We start from the raw sequence: 20,230 nt of genomic DNA, 5'->3' as shown, positions 1-20,230 counted from the left end.
AGGGAGGGTCGGCTTCGGGTCTCCTTGCGGGGTCCGCCTCATCAGGGAGGAGGAAAGTGACGCGCACCCCGGCTTTCAAACGGCAGAACAGGGAGGGGTTCTGACGTCCGATTTCTATCTCGGCTCAGCCGCGGGAAGATTCCCATGCGACGCGGCGCAGCTCGGAACGGCTCAGACCAAGGTCGGCCAGTTCGCGGTTGCTCAACGCGCTCAAACCGTCGAAAGTTTCACGGTACAGACGGTGCTGTTTGTAGCGAGTTGCAAGACCTTCGAATGCGCCGCCGATACGGGCGAAGACGGAAGTTGTGTTTGCGGTTGTTGTGTTCATGTAAGCCATTTCGGCGCCTCTTTTTTCATCTGTGTATCATCTCGTTGCCTGCTATTTACGCTCTTTCTGCATTTGCACAACGGGCATAAAGTCAATGCCGCTATGCAGAAAGTGCATAGGTAGAAAATTTGATAAGATATTGAATTAAAAAGGTTTCATCAGCGAGCTAACTCGGCGCACTGTCACAAAACTGTCATCTGAAGGGGGAGGGAGGGAAAGAGCGGCGACATCTGGGAGGAGGTAGATGTCGCCGCCAAATACAGACACATCCGGGAGGAGGATGGATACGTCTGGTCTTTCCAAACTTAGCTACATCCGGGAGGAGGATGGATGCATCTAAGTCTTCTCAAAATCAGACACATTCGGGAGGAGGATGAATGTGTCTGGTCTTTCCGAAAGCTGGGCGCTTGGCCCTGCCTATGAAAGTAAGTTAGCGCTAATTGCTGCGCTTGCACAATGTTTCTTTTTGCAATGCTGCTATGCAGCAAAAACATGGTATGCCTGCGTAATTCTTGGGCATTGCGCCTGTTCCTTATGCGAAACAGGCCATCCCCTTGCGCTTGGCGTAGAACCTGCCATTTCAGGAGGCCTAATAGAGGAGAATTTGCGCATGTCTGTGACCAAAGCAGAAGTCGAAGCGGCGCTGGAGCGGGTGCAACTGCCTGACGGAAAAAGCCTGCTATCCCATGATTTGATCCGTGCATTGGTGATTGATGGCGAAAAAGTGCGATTCGTCATCGAGGCACCCAATGCTGACGTGGCCCGCCAGATGGCGCCACTGCGAGATGCGGCAGAGCAGGTGGTGCGTGACTTACCCGGAGTTGGCGATGTTTCGGTCGCGCTGACGGCGCATGGTCCTGCACCCAAGGCGCCCAGCCTGAAGATCGGTGGGCATCCGAAACCGCAAGAGGGGCCGATGAAGCCCAGCGGTGTGAAGCGCATCTTGGCTATCGGCTCGGGTAAAGGCGGTGTGGGGAAATCCACCGTCAGTTCCAACCTTGCCGTGGCGCTGGCGCGTGCGGGCCGTAAGGTCGGGCTGTTGGATGCTGATATCTATGGCCCCAGTCAGCCGCGCATGATGGGGGTGAACAAGCGCCCCGCCAGCCCAGACGGTAAAACGATCATTCCGCTTCAGGCGCATGGCGTCACACTGATGTCGATCGGCTTTATGTTAGAAGAAGGTAAGGCCGTGGTCTGGCGCGGGCCGATGTTGATGGGCGCGTTGCAGCAGATGCTGGGGCAGGTGGAATGGGGCGAGCTTGATGTGCTGCTTGTCGATCTCCCGCCCGGTACCGGGGATGTGCAGCTTACGCTTTGCACCAAATCTGAGCTTTCGGGTGCTATTGTCGTCAGTACGCCGCAAGACGTTGCGTTGATCGACGCACGCAAGGCGTTGGATATGTTTGCGACCCTGAAAACGCCCGTTCTGGGGTTGATTGAGAATATGTCGATGTTCGTCTGCCCCGATTGCGGATCGCAGCATGAGATATTTGGTCACGGTGGCGTGGCAGCAGAGGCCGATAAGATGGGGGTGCCGCTGCTGGGCAGTCTGCCGATTGATCTGGAGACCCGTCTTGCGGGGGATAATGGCACACCAGTTGCCGCAGGCGAGGGGGCGATGGCCGATGCTTATGCCCGCATCGCGCGTGGGTTGATCGACGGCGGTATGGCGTGAATAAAGGGGCGCGGGCGGCTTAGCCCAGTTCGCGCCCTTCGATCAGGTGGCCATATAGCGTTGTCAGCATCGAGACGAAGACAAGCCCCTCTATAAGATAGAGCACTGAATCCAGCATCAGGCGCAGGCCGGGGTCGGCGGGGAGCAGCATGCCTGCGATAACCCCTAATAGTGTATTCACCACAGCCAGCAGCACGGCCAGCGCCCATAGCGTGCGCGATAGCGGTTCGGTCGCGCGCCAGCTTTCGCTTACTGCCATGACGTGACCCATGGCCGCTGCGGGCAGCACAAGGCTAAGCCGCAGCGCCAGCCACAGAAACGCCACGCCCGCTACCAGCCCGATCAGCAGCAGTGCTGCAGGGCTTGAGCCGGTTAGGCCGCCAACCAACAGCATGGCAATCCCGATGGGGATCGCAGCAAGGAACTGCACAAAACCCAACACGATGGCGCGCCAAACGTAGCTCCAAAACAGCCGCGCGCCCGGGCGTACCTCTGTACCTGTGGCGTCACGGTCAAGCAGGACATGGCGATGCCAGAGCACAGCCATCAGCGCATAGCCCAAGATGCCAGCAAGACCGCAAGCGATCAAAATTAGCAGCTGATCCGTTGGTGGCGGGGCGGCGCGGTCTATCACTTGATCCATCGCGCCCAATGCATCACCTGCCAGCACGCCTGCCACGGCTGCTGCCCCCATGACCCAGAAAACTGCTGGCAAGATTACCCGCAGTGTCGTGGCTGGCGCATGAAACAACATATTCAGCGCGTGCGTAAAAAGAGCTGTGGCTTGGATCATGATGCACTCCTCCGATTTGCGGCACTACATGGCGCGGGCGTGGCGAAAGAACAAGATGCAGCTACGCGATCTGGGAGGTTCCGCTGGGAAAGCATGGGTGGGCGGGACAACATGGGAAATGTCGCGGGAATACATGGGAAGTCTGGGAAATGATGGGCCAGCCATGGCCTGCTGGAGGAAATTTCCGATTCGAAGGCGTGGGAATGGGCGTTGATTTTGTCGACTGATCCAGCGACTCTGGCGAAAGTTGCAGAACAGGCAACGAACACGCCCTGTGGATAACTATGTGTGCAAAATTTGGTGGGAAACCGTGGGACATTATGCAGGCGTCAAGATGGCAACAATATCTTGTGCTGTTAGCTCAAATTTCACCTAATTGAGCCATTTTCCGCTCAGAAAGTTATACCAGATGTTGTTCCCACACCCTGTGCAAAACAAAATATTGCGCCGATTTTCAAAAAAATTGTAGACGCCCATCAATTCCCATGGCATCCCTTGTTCATCGGATGAGAACGGGACACGGGGCAGCAAACGACCCCAAAATAAAACAAAACCTAGCAGGTTTCATACAGGCACCTCGCTTTCATCAGACCAAAGAGATCCGGCGCGTGAGCGAGCAGACATCCCCCCAGGTGGCGCGCGCAGTCGGACTTCCCCGCCAAGCTGCGGGACGTGGGCGGCGGGTTGATCAGTGGCAGCAGATCAACCCGCCGTTTCCATTTCCAGGCAGCGATTTTCGGATCAGGGCGGACAACGAACTAAGCGCAAAGGCGCAAGAGGCAGGGACAGAACGTGAGCCGCAGGTTCAGAGGCGAGAGCCAACACAAGGTCGATACGAAGGGGCGGGTGTCTATCCCAGCCTCTTTTCGGCGTGTGTTGGAGGCTGGCGATCCGAACTGGAAAAACGGCGACAATCCCGAACTGGTCATTGTTTATGGCGACCAGCGCCGCAACTACCTTGAATGCTATACAATGGAAGCCATCGAAGAGGTCGACGCCAAGATCGACCGCATGCCCCGTGGCTCCATGCAGCGTAAGGCGCTGCAGCGTCTGTTCCACGGCCAGTCTTTCCCGACCACGGTAGATGAGACAGGCCGCTTGGTGCTGCCCGCCAAGCTGCGCAACAAAATTGAACTCAACGGCGAGGCGTTCTTTATCGCTGCCGGTGACACCTTCCAGATTTGGAAGCCCGAAACCTACGAGACCGAGGAAGAAGCATGGCAGCAAGAGCTGCCGGATGATGTCGATCCGCTCTCGTTCCTTGATGGTGATATGGAGGTCTGACGGAATGGTTGCTGCCTCTAACCCTTCCGCCCCTCACACCCCCGTTCTGCTGCGTCCTATCCTGAGCGCCGTGGCGCCCGTGGAAGGGGTCTGGCTTGACGGTACTTTTGGTGCGGGCGGCTATACCCGTGGTTTTCTAGAAGCCGGGGCCGCGCGTGTGATCGCGGTGGACCGTGACCCTCTGGCGTTCGAGATGGCAGCGGAATGGGCCGGAGACTACAATGACCGCATCACCATGCAACAGGGCGTCTTCTCACGCATGGATGAATATGCCCAAGACCTCGACGGCGTGGTGCTGGATCTCGGCGTTTCCTCCATGCAACTCGATCAAGCGGAGCGTGGCTTTTCCTTTGTGAAGGACGGCCCGCTCGACATGCGGATGAGCCAAGACGGCCCGTCGGCGGCGGACCTGGTCAATGAGGCTGAAGAAGAGGTCATCGCCAATATCCTCTTCCAATACGGCGAAGAGCGCGCAAGCCGCCGCATTGCCAAGTCGATTGTCCGCGCACGGGAAGATGCGCCGATTACCACCACGTTAGAATTGGCCAAGCTGGTCGAAGGCTGTCTGCCGCGCTCGAAACCCGGCCAGAGCCATCCCGCTACCCGCAGTTTCCAAGCGCTGCGCATTGCGGTGAACAATGAATACGGCGAGTTGTTTCAAGGTCTTATGGCTGCTGAACGCGCGCTGAAGCCGGGCGGCAAACTGGCCGTGGTGACCTTTCATTCGGTCGAGGATCGCATGGTCAAACGCTTTCTCACCGCCCGCGCCGGGGCCGGGGGCAACGCCAACCGTTTCGCCCCTGCGCTGGAGCAAGAAGCGCCGCAGTTTACACTGAAATCGCGCAAGGCCATCGGACCTGACGCGCAGGAATTGGACGAAAACCCGCGCAGCCGCTCGGCCAAGCTGCGGGTCGCCACCCGCACCGATGCGCCCAGCGGTGAGATTGATGCGAAATCCATCGGCATGCCGATGGTCAGGGGGATCTGAGAGATGCGCACAGTGATGTATATCCTCACCACCATTGCCGTGGTTGGTCTGGCATTCTGGGCCTACCGCGAGAATTACGCGACCCAGCAGGCCCTGAGCGATGCTGACCGCCTGCACGCCAATATCCGCGCCACCCATGCCCGTCTGGCCGTCCTGCGCGCCGAATGGGCCTTTCAGAACCGCCCCGACCGGCTGCGCGATCTGGCCGACCTGAACTTTGACCGTCTCGGCCTGCTGCCGCTGCACCCCGGCCAATTCGGTCAGGTCGATCAAGTGGCCTATCCCCAGCCGCCGTCTGAACTGCTGCCGATCACCGATCCTGTGGATGTCTCGACCATGAATTACGACGCGCTCACCGGCGCGGATGAGTCCGAGGAGGACTTTGAATGATCCGCACCCCGCTTCGCCCTCTGGCCCGTATTCTTGACGCCCGTGAAAAGGGTGAAAACCCCGACGCGATCGAACGTGAGAACAAGCGCATCCGCCATGAGCAGATGCGTGATAAGGCCCGGATGCGCGCCGAAGGGCGGCTTTTGGTGTTGGGTGTCTGTTTCCTCTGTGCCTTCACCGTGATCGGCGGGCGCATGGGTCTGCTGGCGATGTCAGAGCCGTCCGAGCCGCGCGGCTATGCGCCGGGGGCCGTGATCTCGGCCTCGCGCGCGGATATCACCGACCGCAACGGCAACCTGCTGGCGACGAACTTTGAGACCCACGCGCTCTACGCGCAGCCACGCCATTTGATCGACCCCGAAGTGGCCGCAAAAAAGCTGGTCAAAATCTTTCCCGACCTGAAAGAAGAGCGTCTGATCAAGGATTTCACAGGCAAGCGCAAGTTCCTGTGGATCAAAAAGAAAATCAGCCCAGAGCAGATGCAGGCCGTGCATGATATCGGCGATCCGGGCCTTTTGTTCGCACCCCGCGACATGCGTCTTTATCCCAACGGTTCGCTGGCCGCACATGTGCTGGGGGGGGCGAGCTATGGCAAGGAAGGCGTCCACGCCGCCGAAGTGATTGGCGTCGCAGGGGCCGAGAAATATTTCGACGACTACCTGCGCGATCCGGCCAATGGCGCGAAACCGCTGGAGTTGTCGCTCGACCTGACGGTGCAAGCGGCATCTGAGCGGGTGCTCTATGGCGGCATGAAGCTGATGAACGCCAAGGGTGCCACGAGCATTCTGATGGATGTGCATACCGGCGAAGTGATTTCGGTCGCCTCTCTGCCTGATTTTGACCCCAACAACCGACCGCGCCCGCTAACCAAGGGGGATGCTTCCGACAGCCCGCTGTTTAACCGGTCGGTGCAGGGGGTCTATGAGCTGGGTTCAACCTTCAAGATCTTCGCAGCCGCACAGGCGATCGAGTTGGGATTGTTCAACGCCGATACGATCATCGACACCTCTGGCCCGATGAAGGTCGGTGGTTTCCGCATCGGTGAGTTCCGCAACAAGAACTACGGCAAGCTGAGCGTCGCTGACATCATCGTGCATTCCTCCAACAGGGGCACAGGCCGGATGGCGTTGGAGATCGGCATTGAGCGACAGCAAGAGTTCTTAAAAAGCCTCGGTTTCTTTGAACCAACCCCCTTCGAAATCGTCGAAGCTTCGGGCGGGAAGCCACTGCTCCCAAGCCGCTGGACCGAACTGTCGAGCGTCACGATCTCCTATGGTCATGGGCTGTCGAGCACACCGATGCACCTTGCCGCGGGCTATGCCGCCATCGCCAATGGCGGGCGCGTGGTGAAGCCCACGCTGCTGAAACAATCCGGCCCCCAACTTGGCCCCCGCGTCATGTCGGAAGAGACCGCAGCACAAGCGCGGATGATGCTGCGCAAAGTCGTGACCGATGGCACGGCCAGCTTTGCCGAGGTGCCCGGCTATCAGATCGCGGGAAAGACCGGCACGGCGGACAAGCCCAAACCCACCGGGGGATATTACGAGGATAAGGTGATCAACACATTCGCCAGCATCTTTCCCATCGATGACCCGAAATATGTGCTGATCGTCACCTTGGACGAACCGGTGGAAACCTCTGGGCCGAAACCACGCCGCACGGCGGGTTGGACAGCCGTGCCCGTGGCCGCCGAGATGGTCCGCCGCATCGCGCCTTTGCTGGGCCTGCGCCCCGCTGTTGAACCGGTGAACAACGCTGTGCTAACGCTGACCAGCAGCAACTGAAAAGACATCTCTATGACCGACCGGGCCGTACCCCTTTCCTCCCTCGGGCTGACCGCGCGGGCGGGGGCCAACCCCATGATCACCGGGATCGCGGTCGACAGCCGCGAGGTTCGCGAAGGCACGCTCTTCGCCGCCATGCCGGGCAGTCGCGTGCATGGGGCAGAGTTCATTCAATACGCCCTGCGGATGGGCGCGGTGGCGGTGCTGACCGATGCCGCAGGTGCCAAACTCGCCGCCGAGGAATTGGCGGGCTCTGACGCCGCACTGGTGGTTTCCGACTCCCCGCGCGAAGCGCTGGCGCGGACGGCGGCCCTGTGGTTCGGCGGCCAACCCGCCACGATGATCGCCGTGACGGGCACCAACGGAAAAACCTCGGTCTCGACCTTCGTGCGCCAGATTTGGGTTGAGATGGGTTTACCTGCCGTGAACCTCGGCACCACCGGGGTCGAAGGCGCATGGGCCGCCCCCTTGGCGCATACCACGCCAGAGCCGATCACCTTGCATCGTACGCTGGCCGAGGCCGCACAGAACGGCATCACCCACGCGGCAATGGAGGCATCAAGCCACGGGCTTGACCAACGGCGGCTGGACGGGGTGACGCTCAAGGCGGCGGGATTCACCAACTTCACCCAAGACCATCTTGATTATCACGAGACATTCGAGGCCTATTTCGCCGCCAAGGCCGCGCTGTTCGCCCGTGTTTTGCCCGAAGATGGCACCGCAGTGGTCAATATTGACGACGAAAAAGGCGTCGACATCGCCGCCATTGCCCGCGCGCGGGGGTGTGAGGTCATCACCGTGGGCCGGGACGGGGGCGATCTGCATTTGCAGGGCCAGCGTTTCGACGCAACCGGGCAAGACTTGCGCTTTAGCTGGCGCGGCAAGACCTATCAAAAGCGGCTTAATCTGATCGGCGGTTTTCAGGGCGATAACGTGTTGCTGGCCGCCGGGCTGGTCATCGCCTGCGGGGCCGACCCGCAAGAGGTTTTTGACACACTGCCGCATCTCACCACCGTGCGGGGCCGGATGCAGCTTGCCGCCACCCGCGACAATGGCGCGGCGGTGTTTGTGGATTACGCCCATACGCCCGATGCCGTGGCCACTGCCCTCGCGGCCATGCGCCCGCATGTGATGGGGCGGCTCGTTGCCATCGTCGGCGCGGGCGGGGACCGGGACCGGGCTAAGCGCCCTTTGATGGGGCAGGCAGCGACGGAAAATGCGGATATGGTCATCGTGACTGACGACAACCCGCGCAGCGAAGACCCGGCGAGCATTCGTGCCGCTGTGCTGGGCGGCGCACCCGACGCGATGGAGGTCGGCGACCGAGCCGAAGCCATCCTGCGCGGCGTCGATGCTTTGGAGCCGGGCGACGCGCTGCTCATCGCGGGCAAGGGGCATGAGACCGGGCAGACCGTTGGCGACGACGTGCTGCCTTTCGACGATGTGGAACAGGCCAGCGTGGCCGTGGCGGCACTGGACGGGAGACTGGCATGAGCCTTTGGACAGCGAGCGAAGCGGCGGAAGCCACGGGCGGGCAGGCGCAGGGCGATTGGGCTTGCAACGGTGTCTCGATCGACACACGGACGCTGCAGCCCGGCGATCTCTTCGTCGCGCTCAAGGCCGCGCGGGACGGGCATGAGTTCGTGGCCCAAGCGCTCGATAAAGGGGCCGCTGCCGCGCTTGTGACCCATCTGCCCGACGGCGTCGCCGAGAATGCGCCGCTGCTGATCGTGGAGGATGTGCAGCAAGCGCTTGAGGCGTTGGGCCGGGCAGGTCGCGCGCGTCTTGGTCCGCAGGCCAAGGTGGCTGCGGTGACGGGCAGCGTCGGCAAAACCTCGACCAAGGAAATGCTGCTGGCGATTTTCGGCGATCAGGGTAAAGCCCACGCCAGCGTCGACAGCTACAACAACCACTGGGGTGTGCCGCTGACACTGGCACGGATGCCGCGCGACACCGATTACGCGGTGATCGAGATTGGCATGAACCACCCCGGAGAAATTGCCCCCCTCGCCAAACAGGCGCGACCCGACGCGGCGATGGTGACCAATGTCGCCGCCGTCCACCTCGAAGCCTTCAAGGATGTCGCCGCCATCGCGGTGGAAAAGGCCACCATCTTTGAGGGCATGGAGCCGGGCGGCGTGGCGGTGATTAACGCCGACCACGACCACAGCGATATCGTGCTTGACAAGGCGCTGGAACGGGGCCTGCGCGAGACCACCTTTGGTCAAGCGGGCCATCACTACAAGCTGGGCGAGGTCAAAGTGCAGGGCGATACCACCGTGGCCCAAGCCGAGGCCGAAGGCGCGCCGCTGATTTTCAAGATTGACACACCGGGGCGGCATTTTGCGATGAACGCGCTTGGTGCACTGGCACTGGCCGAGGCGCTTGGCGCGGATCGGGCGCTGGCGGTGCAATCGCTGGGCCGCTGGTCGCCCTATGCCGGACGCGGGGTGCGTGAGCGCATCCAACTGGACCCCGTGGATACCCATTTGGCGCTGGAGTTGATCGACGACAGCTATAACGCCAACCCGACCTCCATGGCCGCAGCACTTGAAGTGCTGGCGGCCTCGGAAGTGACCCATGACATTGGCCGTGTCAGCAAGGGGCGGCGGATCGCCTTTGTCGGCGATATGAAAGAGCTCGGCCCCGAGGCGTTGGCGCTGCATGCAGGGCTGGCCGATCTGGAGGCCACCCGCGCGCTCGACGTGGTGCATTGCGTCGGTCCGTTGATGAAAGCCTTCTACGACAACCTGCCCGAACACCAGCGTGGCGATTGGACCGAAACCGCCGAAGAGATGTTGCAAGGTCTCCGCAGTCGTCTTGATTCCGGCGATGTCGTGCTGATCAAAGGGTCGCTTTCGATGAAGCTGGGCGGTATTGTTGACGCCATCCGCAAAATGGGCCATCCGGTCCCGACCGCCTGATTGGCGATTCACCCCACATGATGAGTTAGGACGCGATATATGCTCTATTGGTTGACGCTGCTGTCTGATGGCGGCGATTTTTTTAACCTGTTTCGCTATATCACCTTCCGCGCGGGCGGGGCGTTTCTAACGGCGTTGATCTTCGGTTTTCTCTTCGGCAAGCCGCTGATCGAAGTGCTGCGTAAGCGGCAGGGCAAGGGCCAACCCATTCGGGATGACGGCCCCGAAGGCCATTTCGCCAAGGCGGGCACGCCCACCATGGGCGGGCTGCTGATCGTTGGCGCGCTACTGACCTCAACCCTGCTTTGGGCGCGGCTCGACAATCCATATATCTGGCTCGTGCTGTTTGTAACCATGAGCTTTGCCGCCATTGGTTACGCCGACGATCACGCCAAGGTCAGCAAACAGAACACGGACGGTGTGCCGGGTAAGGTGCGGCTTTTGCTGGGCTTTTTGATTGCGGGCATCGCAGGCTACTGGGCAGCGCAGTACCATCCGGCAGAGTTGCAGTACCAACTGGCGATGCCGGTTTTTAAAGATACGCTGATCAACCTCGGCGTTCTGTTTGTGCCGTTTGCGATCATCGTGATTGTGGGCTCGGCCAATGCGGTGAACCTGACTGATGGGCTTGACGGTTTGGCGATCATGCCAGTGATGATCGCCGCCGGAGCGCTTGGCGTTATTGCCTATGCGGTGGGCCGCGTGGACTTCACCGACTACCTCGACGTGCATTACGTGCCGGGGACGGGGGAGATCCTGATCTTTACCGCGGGGCTCTTCGGCGGGGGGCTTGGCTTTTTGTGGTACAACGCGCCACCTGCGGCCGTTTTCATGGGCGATACAGGCTCACTTGCGCTTGGCGGCGCTTTGGGCGCGATTGCTGTGGCCACGAAACATGAGCTGGTGCTGGCGGTTGTCGGCGGGCTCTTCGTGGTTGAGGCGCTGTCGGTCATCGTGCAGGTGCTCTACTTCAAACGCACCGGCAAGCGGGTCTTTCTGATGGCGCCGATCCACCATCACTACGAGAAAAAGGGCTGGGCCGAGCCGCAGATCGTGATCCGCTTCTGGATCATTTCGCTGATCCTCGCTCTGCTGGGGCTGGCGACACTCAAGGTGCGCTAAGCGCTTAGAAAATCGACCAATCCATGTGACGTGCCAAAAGGGCCAGTGCTTCGGTGCCCTTTTGGCTGTTGCCATAACGGTTCAACCCCGGCGACCAAACCGCGATACTGGCCCGCCCCGGCACGATGGCCAAGATCCCCCCGCCCACGCCGGATTTGCCCGGCAGACCGACACGGTAGGCGAAATCGCCCGACCCATCGTAATGCCCACAGGTCAGCATCAGCGCGTTCAGCCGCCGGATGCGGCTTGGCGCGACCAAGCGCGGCACGTCGGGCGCTTCGATCAGGAAACGCCCCGCCATTGCAAGTTGCTCTACCGTCATCTCCATCGCGCAGTGGTGGAAATAGGTGCCGAGCGTCCGCTCCGGCGCGTTGATGAGATTGCCATAGGATTTTAGGAAATGCGCCAGCGCGAAATTGCGGTGGCCGAAGTCGGTTTCAGACGCTGCGACTGTGTCGTTGATGTGAATGTCGTCCGTGCCCGCAGCCTCGCGCACGAAGCGCATGATCTCGGCCAGTGCTTCGCGCGGCTCGCGGTTGCCCAAGACTTCATCCGTGGTGACGATCGCGCCTGCGTTGATGAAGGGATTGCGCGGGCGGCCCTGTTCCTGCTCAAGCTGGACGATGGAATTGAACGCCCGCCCCGAAGGCTCGCGCCCCACACGGTGCCACAATTGATCGCCCGACCGGCCAAGGGCGATGGCAAGCGTAAAGACCTTGGTGATCGACTGTACTGAAAAGGGCACCTGCGTATCGCCCGCCACATGGCACTGGCCATCTGCCGTCACCACCGCGATGCCGAACTGTGCCGGATCCACCGTTGCCAGTTGCGGAATATAGGCCGCCACATCTCCCCAATGGTCGTCTTCGCGCATCATGTCATTGAGACGCGGCAACACATCGGCAAGGTCTGGTTTGGCGGGGCTGGACATCTATGGCGGCCTCTGGCTTGTGATAGGCGCATCATGCCCCCATTCTGGGGTCAACGGGTAGCAGGGGATTGCAGATGATTCCAGTACAGGGCTTGGAAGGCGCGCGCGTGGCGGTGCTGGGATTGGGCCGCTCTGGCCTGAGCGCGGCACGCGCATTGCAGGCAGGCGGGGCGAAGGTCAGTTGCTGGGACGATGACCCTGCAGCGCGTGCGCGGGCCGAGCGGGAGGGGTTTGCCTGTGTCGACCTCAACAGTCCCGGCGCGCTCGATAAAATCACCCGGCTGATCGTCAGCCCCGGCATTCCGCATCTCTATCCCGCGCCGAACCCAGTGGTCGCCTCCGCACTCACCGCCGGTGTTCCGGTGGACAATGACATCGGCCTTTTCTTCCAAAGCTTTGCCACGCTGGCGTGGGATCATTATGACGTGGCGCCCCGCGTCGTGGCCGTGACCGGGTCGAACGGCAAATCCACTACCTCCGCGCTGATCCATCATATTCTTGAGCATGTCGGGCGGCCCTGCCAATTGGCGGGCAACATTGGGCGCGGGGTTTTGGACCTTGATCCAGCGGTTGATGGCGAAGTCGTCGTGCTGGAACTCAGCAGCTACCAGACCGAACTTGCCCGCGCGCTAACGCCCGATGTGGCGGTCTTTACCAATCTCAGCCCCGATCATCTGGACCGGCACGCGGGCATGGGCGGCTACTACGCGGCGAAACGTCGGCTGTTTTCCGAAGGCGGGCCAGACCGCGCAGTGATCGGTGTGGACGAAGCCGAGGGCCGTTTCCTCGCTGGGCAGATGAGCGAGGGGCCGAGCGATGACCGGGTGATCCGCATCAGTGCAGAGACCAAACTCTCCGGCCCCGGCTGGCAGGTCTTTGCCCGCAAAGGGTTTTTGAGTGAATACCGCCGTGGCAAACAGGTCGGTTCAATTGATCTGCGCAGCATCCAAGGGTTGCCGGGCGCGCATAACCACCAGAACGCCTGTGCTGCCTATGCAGCCTGCCGCGCGCTTGGCCTCGCCCCGCGCGTGATTGAGGCGGCGTTTCACAGTTTCGGCGGCTTGCCGCACCGCAGCCAGACCGTGGCCGAAGCGCATGGCGTGCGCTACGTCAACGACAGCAAGGCCACCAATGTCGACAGCGCGGCCAAGGCGCTGGCGGCTTTCCGCAACATCCGCTGGATCTGCGGTGGGTTGGAGAAGGAAGGCGGGCTGAAAGGTCTGGCGGAGGCCCAAGGGTCAGTACGCAAGGCCTATGTCATTGGCCGCGAGGCGGCGCATTTCGCGATGCAGTTGACGACCGAAGCCGAAGTCTGCGGCACGATGGAGAAAGCCGTGGCGCGGGCTGCGGCGGAGGCGGAAGAGGGCGATGTCGTCCTGCTGGCCCCGGCAGCGGCAAGTTTCGATCAATATGACAATTTCGAACGGCGCGGTGAGGATTTCGTGGCGCAGGTGCAGAAGGTTTTGGCGGAGTAGGGCGGGGCCTAGCTGCCAATCGCCCGCGCCGCTGCCATGCCCGACGACCACGCCCACTGGAAGTTATACCCGCCGAGCCAGCCGGTCACGTCCACCGCTTCGCCGATGAAATAGAGACCGGGCACGTCCTTCGCCGCCATGGTTTTGGACGAGAGCGCATCGGTATCCACACCGCCCAAAGTGACCTCAGCCGTGCGATAGCCTTCGGTACCGCCGGGGTGCAGTTGCCAGTTCTGCAGCGCCTCCACAAAGGCGATGAGCCGCGCGTCGGACCAATCCGCCAAGTTGCCCGAGAGGTCAAACTCTTGGCCTAAAAAGTCCACCAATCGCGAGGGCAGGTGCTGCGCGAGGATGGTGGTAAAGTTGCGCCGCCCCGCAAGTTGCCTCTGCTCGCGCAGGGCGTCCAACAGAGTGCCCTCGGGGGCAAGGTTGACCGTGATCGCTTCGCCCTCTTGCCAATAGGACGACGCCTGCAAAACCGCGGGGCCAGAGAGGCCACGGTGGGTGAACAGCAAGGCCTCGTCAAAGCCAGTTGTCCCGGCAGTGATCCGCGCAGGGGTTGCCACACCGGCCAGCGGCGCAAAGCGGCCTTCGGCAAAGGTGAAAGGCACCAGACCGGCGCGCGTATCGGTCACCTTCAGGCCGAACAGACGCGCGATGTCATAGGCGATGCCGGTCGCGCCCATCTTGGGGATGGACTTCCCGCCGGTGGCGATCACAAGGTTACGTGCGGTAACTTTCGCTGTCTTATCCGGTGTTTGCAAATCAAAGGTAAAGTGCCCATCGACCTTCGCAAAATTGCTGGCGCTGCTCTGCAATTGCAGATCGACCCCGGCCTTTTGCATCAGCCCGCGCAGCATGGCGATGATCTCCTTCGCGCTGGTGTCGCAGAAGAGTTGGCCCAGCGTTTTCTCATGCCACGCGATGCCGTGGCGATCGACCAGTTCGATGAAATCCCATTGTGTGTAGCGTGCCAGCGCGGATTTTGCGAAATGCGGGTTCTGACTGAGAAACGCCTGCGGCTCGCAATACATATTGGTGAAATTGCAGCGCCCACCGCCCGAGATGCGGATTTTCTCGCCCGGCGCTTTGGCATGGTCCACCACCAACACGCGCCCGCCCGCGTGGGCGGCGCACATCATGCCAGCGGCTCCGGCTCCGATGATGGCTGTATCAACTTGCATGGGCGCGCTCTGCCCGAATGCGCAGGCCCGGTCAAGAAGACGTGACAGCGGTTGCCCGACCACTGATGCGTCATAGTTGGGGAGCAGACGCAAATGTAACAGGAGCAGAGAATGACCAAATTGACCGCAGAACAAGATTTCCCGAAGATGGATGTGGCCAAACTCGGCGGCGGCACGCTGACCTTGGGCCAACCGCAAGAGGGGCGCGACTGGCAATTGGTGGTGGTCTATCGTGGCCTGCACTGCCCGATCTGCAAAAAGTACCTCGCCCAGTTGGAAAAGCTGCAAAGCCAGTTCCATGAGATCGGTGTGGATGTGATCGCCGTTTCGGGCGACCCCGAGGAAAAGGCAAAATCCATGGCCGAGGAAGACAACCTGACCCTGCCCATCGGCTATGATCTGAGCCTCGAACAAATGGCCGAACTTGGCCTTTACATCTCTGACCCGCGCAGCCCGCAGGAGACCGACCGGCCCTTCGCCGAACCAGCCACCTTTGTCATCAACGACGAAGGCAAGCTGCAGATCATCGACATCTCGAACGCGCCCTTCGCCCGTCCCGAGTTGGAAGGCCTGCTAAACGGTCTCAAATTTGTTCGCGACAAAGGCTACCCGGTGCGCGGCACCCACAAAGCGGCCTGATGAGCAGTCTGATACGGTGATCTGATCGCCTAGCGGCGGGGCCCTGCACGGCCCCGCCGACCCCAGCCACTGCCATGGGGTGAAATGCACTAGCTTCATGTCGCAATTCGGGCTATTCTGCCCGGATGAGACCCCGCAAAGGGGCCGTTGAGGCAGTTAAGGCAGATACCCATGACAGAGATGGTCTATGGCGCGGTCCCGGTACGGGATGGTGAACCGATCCTTCCAAAATGGTGGCGTACGGTGGACCGCTGGGCATTGTCCTGCGTGTTGATCCTGTTTGCCGTTGGCATGTTGCTGGGGCTGGCTGCGTCGCCGCCCTTGGCCTCCAAAAACGGATTTGATGCCTTTCACTATGTGCAGCGACAGGCGTTCTTCGGCGGATTGGCGCTGGTGGCGATGCTGCTGACGTCAATGATGTCGCCCACGCTGGTGCGGCGTTTGGCTGTGCTGGGGTTTGTGCTTTCTTTCGTAGCGCTGGCGCTGTTGCCGTTCTTTGGCACCGATTTTGGCAAGGGCGCCACGCGCTGGTACTCGCTGGGGTTTGCCTCGCTTCAGCCGTCGGAATTTCTAAAGCCGGGTTTCATGGTCGCCGCCGCATGGATGATGGCCGCCGCGACCGAGATTAACGGACCTCCGGGGAAAACTTGGTCTTTTGCGCTGTGCATTTCCATTGTGCTGATGCTGGCGATGCAGCCTGACTTTGGCCAAGCCTGCCTTGTGCTCTTTGGTTGGGGCGTGATGTATTTCGTGGCCGGAGCGCCGATGGTGCTGCTGGTCGGCATGGCGGGGCTGGTGGTTCTGGCGGGCACCTTCGCCTACTCCAACTCCGAACACTTCGCGCGGCGTATCGACGGGTTTCTCAGTGTCGATGTCGATCCGACCACCCAGCTTGGCTATGCCACCAATGCGATCCGCGAGGGCGGGCTGTTTGGCGTTGGCGTGGGGGAGGGCGAAGTGAAATGGTCGCTGCCCGATGCGCATACTGACTTTATCATTGCTGTCGCCGCCGAGGAATATGGCCTTATTCTGGTCGTCTGCATCATTGCTCTATATACTGTTGTCGTCGTGCGCTCGCTGCTGCGGTTGGTGCGTGAGCGTGATCCCTTCATCCGGCTGGCCGGAACCGGGCTGGCCTGCACATTCGGAGTACAGGCGATGATTAACATGGGTGTGGCAGTGCGGCTTTTGCCCGCAAAAGGCATGACCTTGCCCTTCGTCAGCTACGGTGGCTCTTCGGTCATCGCCAGCGGCATCGCCGTCGGCATGCTCCTCGCCTTTACCCGTTCGCGCCCGCAGGGTGAGATCAGTGACATTCTGGGCCGGGGCCGCCGCTGATGGCCGCGCCACTGCTGATCATCGCCGCCGGGGGGACCGGCGGGCATATGTTTCCCGCGCAGGCCTTGGCCGAGGTGATGCTCAAGCGCGGCTGGCGGGTCAAGCTCAGCACCGATGCACGCGGTGCGCGCTATACCGGTGGCTTCCCCGAAGCAGTCGAGATCACCCAGATCAGCAGTGCTACCTTTGCGCGTGGTGGGGCCGCCGCCAAGGCGCTGGTGCCGTTTCGTATTGCTGCCGGTGTGCTGCGTGCTGGGCTGAACATGCTGCGCGACCGGCCTTCGGTTGTTGTCGGTTTTGGCGGCTATCCATCGATCCCCGCCCTTGGGGCGGCTTGGGCGCTGCGGATGCCGCGCATGATCCACGAGCAGAACGGCATTCTAGGTCGCGTGAACGAGATTTTTGCCAAACGGGTACATGCAGTGGCCTGCGGCATCTGGCCCACCAAACTGCCCGAGGGCGTGCAGGGCTGGCATGTCGGTAATCCGGTGCGTTCGGCTGTGCTTGACCGCGCAGGGGCCGCCTATATCCCGCCCGGTGACTACCCTATGGAAGTGCTGGTGATGGGCGGCAGTCAAGGTGCGCGTATCCTTAGTGACGTGGTGCCCCCCGCGCTCGCCGCTTTGCCGATGAACATGATCCGCAATATCCGCGTCAGCCATCAGGCCCGCGACGAAGATGGCCAGCGGGTGGCGGATTACTATGCCGAGTCTGGCATCAGCGCCGATGTGCGCCCCTTCTTCGATGACGTGCCGCGCCGCATGTCCGAAGCGCAGCTGGTGATCAGCCGCTCTGGTGCGTCCAGCGTGGCGGACCTGTCGGTGATCGGGCGGCCTTCGATCCTGATCCCCTTTGCTGCTGCCGCAGGGGACCATCAAACCGCCAATGCCCGTGGTCTGGTTGAGGCCGGTGCCGCGATTATGGTGCCCGAAAGCAAGGCCAATCCTGAAATCATGACCGACCAAATTCTCGCGGTGTTGGAGATGCCCCAAGGGGCGTTGCAGATGGCGCGAGCCGCCCTTTCGGTCGGCAAACCCGACGCGGCTGAAACACTGGCTGATATGGTTGAACATCTTGGCGCCCAAGGCACGCTGACCCCCGCAGAAGAGGAACATCCCAAATGAACGCCGCCGCCACCAAATTGCCGACCGATGTCGGCCCGATCCATTTTGTCGGCATTGGCGGTATCGGCATGTCGGGCATCGCTGAAGTCTTGTTGAACCACGGCTACCGGGTGCAGGGGTCTGATCTCAAAGCGACCAAAATCACCGTGCGATTGGCCGAACTTGGAGCCAAGATTTTCGAAGGCCAAGCGGCCGAGAATATCGAGGGGGCCGCGGTGGTCGTGATCTCTTCGGCGATCAAACCGGGCAATGCAGAGCTTGACGCCGCGCGGCGCGCGGGTCTTCCCGTGGTGCGCCGCGCTGAAATGCTGGCCGAGTTGATGCGTCTGAAGTCCAATATCGCCGTGGCAGGCACCCATGGCAAAACCACCACGACCACGCTGGTGGCCGAACTGCTGGTCGCGGGCGGCATCGACCCCACAGTGGTAAACGGCGGCATCATCCATGCCTATGGCTCCAACGCGCGAATGGGGCAGGGCGAATGGATGGTGGTTGAGGCCGACGAAAGCGACGGCACCTTCAACCGGCTGCCCGCAACCATCGCCATCGTCACCAATATCGACCCCGAGCATATGGAGCATTGGGGAGATTTTGACACGCTGCGGCAGGGTTTTTTGAACTTCGTCTCAAACATCCCCTTCTATGGTCTGGCGGTTTGTTGCACCGACCACCCGGAAGTGCAGGCTTTGGTGGGCAAGCTCACAGATCGCCGCGTTATGACCTATGGCTTTAACGCGCAGGCGGATGTGCGTGCTGTGGGTTTGCATTACAAAGACGGGGTCGCGCATTTTGATGTGCATCTGCAATCCGAAGACATGGTGATTGAGAACTGCGCCCTGCCAATGCCGGGGGATCACAACGTCTCTAACGCGCTGGCGGCGGTGACCGTGGCGCGACACCTTGGCATGAAGTTGGAATTAATCCGTACCGCTTTGGGCAGCTTTGGTGGGGTGAATCGTCGCTTTACCCGTGTGGGCGAGGTGGATGGCGTTACGATCATTGACGACTATGGCCACCACCCAGTTGAGATTAATGCCGTACTCAAGGCCGCGCGGCAGGCCAGCGAGGGGCGCGTGATCGCGGTTCATCAGCCGCACCGCTACTCGCGCCTAAGCCATCACTTCGACGAATTCTGCGCCTGTTTCAACGATGCCGATGTGGTGGGCATCGCCGATGTCTATGCCGCCGGCGAAGAGCCCATTCCCGGTGCCGACCGCGACGGGCTGGTCGCTGGGCTGATCCAGCACGGGCATCGCCACGCCTATGCGGTCGAGGATGCCGAGGCGCTGACGCGATTGGTTCTGCGCGAGGCGCGACCCGGCGATATGGTCGTCTGCCTTGGCGCAGGCACGATCAGCGCATGGGCCAATGATCTGCCGGAGGCGCTGCGTGCCGCCAAGGGGGCCGCGGCATGACTTTGGTTTGGCTGTCGATCCTTTGGGTCTTCGCCGCCGTGACCGTGGCTATGCTGCCTCTGCGCTCCCAGTACCTGCCGGGGGTGATCTTGCTGATCGCGGCCCCGGCTTTGATCATCGCCATCGGGGTAACCCATTCGTGGGCGTTTGCGCTGCTGGCGCTTTTGGCATTCCTGTCAATGTTCCGTAATCCGCTACGCTACCTTTGGGCGCGTCTGCGCGGCCAAAAGCCGGAGCTGCCGAAATGAGCCTATCCCTCATCCTGGCCTGTTTTTGGTTTGTGGTTGCCAATGTGCTGGCCATGACACCCAGCAAAGATTTCCATTGGCGGAGCGCCTATTTACTGATCGTCGTGGGGATCCCCATCGTTGGCTTTGTTACCGCGCAACATGGCCCTTGGCTGGGCCTGTTGGTTTTGGCGGGAGGCTGTTCGGTTCTGCGATGGCCCGTGATCTATTTCGCGCGCTGGTTGCGCCGTGGGGCAGGGCGGGTCAAAGGGCCGGCAGAGTGACCCTGACGCCTACACTTGTGGCGTTGCTGGCTGTTTTTGCGCTGTGGCTGATCGCGTGCATCTGGGCTGGCTTTCGCGCTCGGGTGCTGTGGTTTGTTATCGTGCTGGTGATTGGTCTGTCGCTCAACGCCCTTTGGATGGTGTTTGGACTGAATGCGCGGGTTTTTGAGCCGCATGCGCTATTGGCGCAGCTGTCGGTCGTGCTGTACGCAGTGGGCGGTTTCGGGCTGGGCTGGCTGCTGGGCCGCTTGGTAACGCGGTGGCGCGAAAGCCGCGTTGATCCCCCGCGCTCTTGATACTTTGCTCTGTCGCGCAAATGGGCTAA

At 61.2% G+C, this 20,230-nt stretch carries 20 protein-coding genes; 16 read left to right on the top strand and 4 right to left on the bottom strand.

Annotation, left to right across the window (positions count from 1 at the left end; all coding sequences use genetic code 11):
• Window positions 1-124: 124 nt before the first annotated feature.
• Window positions 125-337 (bottom strand): DUF1127 domain-containing protein, encoded by a 213-nt coding sequence (locus tag ACSQ16_RS14110; protein ID WP_093926643.1) that lies wholly within the window; start codon window positions 335-337, stop codon window positions 125-127.
• A gap of 601 nt (window positions 338-938) precedes the next feature.
• Between ACSQ16_RS14110 and ACSQ16_RS14105 the strand changes: the two genes are divergently transcribed.
• The gene (locus tag ACSQ16_RS14105; RefSeq protein WP_243262683.1) at window positions 939-2,003 is read left to right on the top strand and encodes an Mrp/NBP35 family ATP-binding protein; all 1,065 of its coding nucleotides are present in this window, start codon (window positions 939-941) and stop codon (window positions 2,001-2,003) included.
• A 19-nt stretch (window positions 2,004-2,022) separates the two neighbouring features.
• Here ACSQ16_RS14105 and ACSQ16_RS14100 read toward each other — a convergent pair whose 3' ends face one another.
• Complete coding sequence (locus ACSQ16_RS14100) at window positions 2,023-2,796, bottom strand: hypothetical protein (RefSeq protein ID WP_243262684.1); 774 nt, start codon at window positions 2,794-2,796, stop codon at window positions 2,023-2,025.
• Between the two features lie 792 nt (window positions 2,797-3,588).
• Here ACSQ16_RS14100 and mraZ point away from each other — a divergent pair.
• The 7 genes from mraZ to mraY are packed head-to-tail and all read left to right on the top strand — an operon-like array spanning window position 3,589 to window position 11,288.
• Window positions 3,589-4,080: a division/cell wall cluster transcriptional repressor MraZ gene (gene mraZ, locus ACSQ16_RS14095; RefSeq protein ID WP_093926639.1), complete on the top strand. Its 492-nt coding sequence runs from the start codon at window positions 3,589-3,591 to the stop codon at window positions 4,078-4,080.
• A 4-nt stretch (window positions 4,081-4,084) separates the two neighbouring features.
• The gene (gene rsmH / locus ACSQ16_RS14090) at window positions 4,085-5,068 is read left to right on the top strand and encodes a 16S rRNA (cytosine(1402)-N(4))-methyltransferase RsmH (RefSeq protein ID WP_243262685.1); all 984 of its coding nucleotides are present in this window, start codon (window positions 4,085-4,087) and stop codon (window positions 5,066-5,068) included.
• A gap of 3 nt (window positions 5,069-5,071) precedes the next feature.
• Window positions 5,072-5,458 carry a cell division protein FtsL gene (gene ftsL / locus ACSQ16_RS14085; protein WP_067626801.1) on the top strand — a complete coding sequence of 129 codons (387 nt, stop codon included), beginning with the start codon at window positions 5,072-5,074 and terminating at the stop codon, window positions 5,456-5,458.
• Window positions 5,455-7,242: a peptidoglycan D,D-transpeptidase FtsI family protein gene (locus ACSQ16_RS14080; RefSeq protein WP_243262686.1), complete on the top strand. Its 1,788-nt coding sequence runs from the start codon at window positions 5,455-5,457 to the stop codon at window positions 7,240-7,242. Before ftsL ends, ACSQ16_RS14080 begins: the two co-directional genes overlap by 4 nt.
• Before the next feature lie 12 nt (window positions 7,243-7,254).
• Window positions 7,255-8,736, top strand: coding sequence for a UDP-N-acetylmuramoyl-L-alanyl-D-glutamate--2,6-diaminopimelate ligase (locus ACSQ16_RS14075; RefSeq protein WP_243262687.1), 1,482 nt, complete (start codon window positions 7,255-7,257; stop codon window positions 8,734-8,736).
• Window positions 8,733-10,166, top strand: a complete 1,434-nt coding sequence (locus ACSQ16_RS14070) for a UDP-N-acetylmuramoyl-tripeptide--D-alanyl-D-alanine ligase (protein ID WP_243262688.1) — start codon at window positions 8,733-8,735, stop codon at window positions 10,164-10,166. The genes ACSQ16_RS14075 and ACSQ16_RS14070 overlap by 4 nt, the downstream gene beginning before the upstream one ends.
• Window positions 10,167-10,205: 39 nt before the next feature.
• On the top strand, window positions 10,206-11,288 hold the full coding sequence (gene mraY, locus ACSQ16_RS14065) for a phospho-N-acetylmuramoyl-pentapeptide-transferase (RefSeq protein ID WP_243262689.1): 1,083 nt from the start codon (window positions 10,206-10,208) through the stop codon (window positions 11,286-11,288).
• 4 nt (window positions 11,289-11,292) lie between these two features.
• On the opposite strand, the gene ACSQ16_RS14060 is transcribed toward mraY, so the two are convergent.
• Window positions 11,293-12,219 carry a glutaminase gene (locus ACSQ16_RS14060; RefSeq protein WP_243262690.1) on the bottom strand — a complete coding sequence of 309 codons (927 nt, stop codon included), beginning with the start codon at window positions 12,217-12,219 and terminating at the stop codon, window positions 11,293-11,295.
• 74 nt (window positions 12,220-12,293) lie between these two features.
• Here ACSQ16_RS14060 and murD point away from each other — a divergent pair, with 74 nt between their 5' ends.
• Window positions 12,294-13,694, top strand: coding sequence for a UDP-N-acetylmuramoyl-L-alanine--D-glutamate ligase (gene murD, locus ACSQ16_RS14055; RefSeq protein WP_243262691.1), 1,401 nt, complete (start codon window positions 12,294-12,296; stop codon window positions 13,692-13,694).
• An 8-nt stretch (window positions 13,695-13,702) separates the two neighbouring features.
• Here murD and ACSQ16_RS14050 read toward each other — a convergent pair whose 3' ends face one another.
• Window positions 13,703-14,878 carry an NAD(P)/FAD-dependent oxidoreductase gene (locus ACSQ16_RS14050; RefSeq protein ID WP_243262692.1) on the bottom strand — a complete coding sequence of 392 codons (1,176 nt, stop codon included), beginning with the start codon at window positions 14,876-14,878 and terminating at the stop codon, window positions 13,703-13,705.
• 111 nt (window positions 14,879-14,989) lie between these two features.
• Here ACSQ16_RS14050 and ACSQ16_RS14045 point away from each other — a divergent pair, with 111 nt between their 5' ends.
• From ACSQ16_RS14045 to ACSQ16_RS14015, 7 genes are all read left to right on the top strand, one after another.
• Complete coding sequence (locus tag ACSQ16_RS14045; RefSeq protein ID WP_243262693.1) at window positions 14,990-15,517, top strand: peroxiredoxin-like family protein; 528 nt, start codon at window positions 14,990-14,992, stop codon at window positions 15,515-15,517.
• A 171-nt stretch (window positions 15,518-15,688) separates the two neighbouring features.
• Complete coding sequence (ftsW, locus tag ACSQ16_RS14040; RefSeq protein WP_093926629.1) at window positions 15,689-16,855, top strand: putative lipid II flippase FtsW; 1,167 nt, start codon at window positions 15,689-15,691, stop codon at window positions 16,853-16,855.
• Entirely contained in the window at window positions 16,855-17,979 is a 1,125-nt protein-coding gene (locus ACSQ16_RS14035; protein ID WP_093926628.1) for a UDP-N-acetylglucosamine--N-acetylmuramyl-(pentapeptide) pyrophosphoryl-undecaprenol N-acetylglucosamine transferase, read from the top strand. The genes ftsW and ACSQ16_RS14035 overlap by 1 nt, the downstream gene beginning before the upstream one ends.
• Window positions 17,976-19,394, top strand: a complete 1,419-nt coding sequence (gene murC / locus ACSQ16_RS14030; RefSeq protein WP_243262694.1) for a UDP-N-acetylmuramate--L-alanine ligase — start codon at window positions 17,976-17,978, stop codon at window positions 19,392-19,394. The genes ACSQ16_RS14035 and murC overlap by 4 nt, the downstream gene beginning before the upstream one ends.
• Complete coding sequence (locus ACSQ16_RS14025; RefSeq protein ID WP_243262695.1) at window positions 19,391-19,642, top strand: DUF2484 family protein; 252 nt, start codon at window positions 19,391-19,393, stop codon at window positions 19,640-19,642. Before murC ends, ACSQ16_RS14025 begins: the two co-directional genes overlap by 4 nt.
• Window positions 19,639-19,905: a DUF2484 family protein gene (locus tag ACSQ16_RS14020; protein WP_243262696.1), complete on the top strand. Its 267-nt coding sequence runs from the start codon at window positions 19,639-19,641 to the stop codon at window positions 19,903-19,905. Before ACSQ16_RS14025 ends, ACSQ16_RS14020 begins: the two co-directional genes overlap by 4 nt.
• A complete protein-coding gene (locus ACSQ16_RS14015) occupies window positions 19,902-20,201 on the top strand; it encodes a hypothetical protein (protein WP_093926624.1) in 300 nt (99 codons plus the stop codon). Before ACSQ16_RS14020 ends, ACSQ16_RS14015 begins: the two co-directional genes overlap by 4 nt.
• The last annotated feature ends 29 nt before the right edge of the window (window positions 20,202-20,230 follow it).

Origin of the sequence: Sulfitobacter sp. SH24 (assembly GCF_965641895.1) — a bacterium.
Taxonomy (GTDB): domain Bacteria; phylum Pseudomonadota; class Alphaproteobacteria; order Rhodobacterales; family Rhodobacteraceae; genus Sulfitobacter; species Sulfitobacter dubius.
This window is presented reverse-complemented; position numbering and strand designations above follow the sequence as displayed.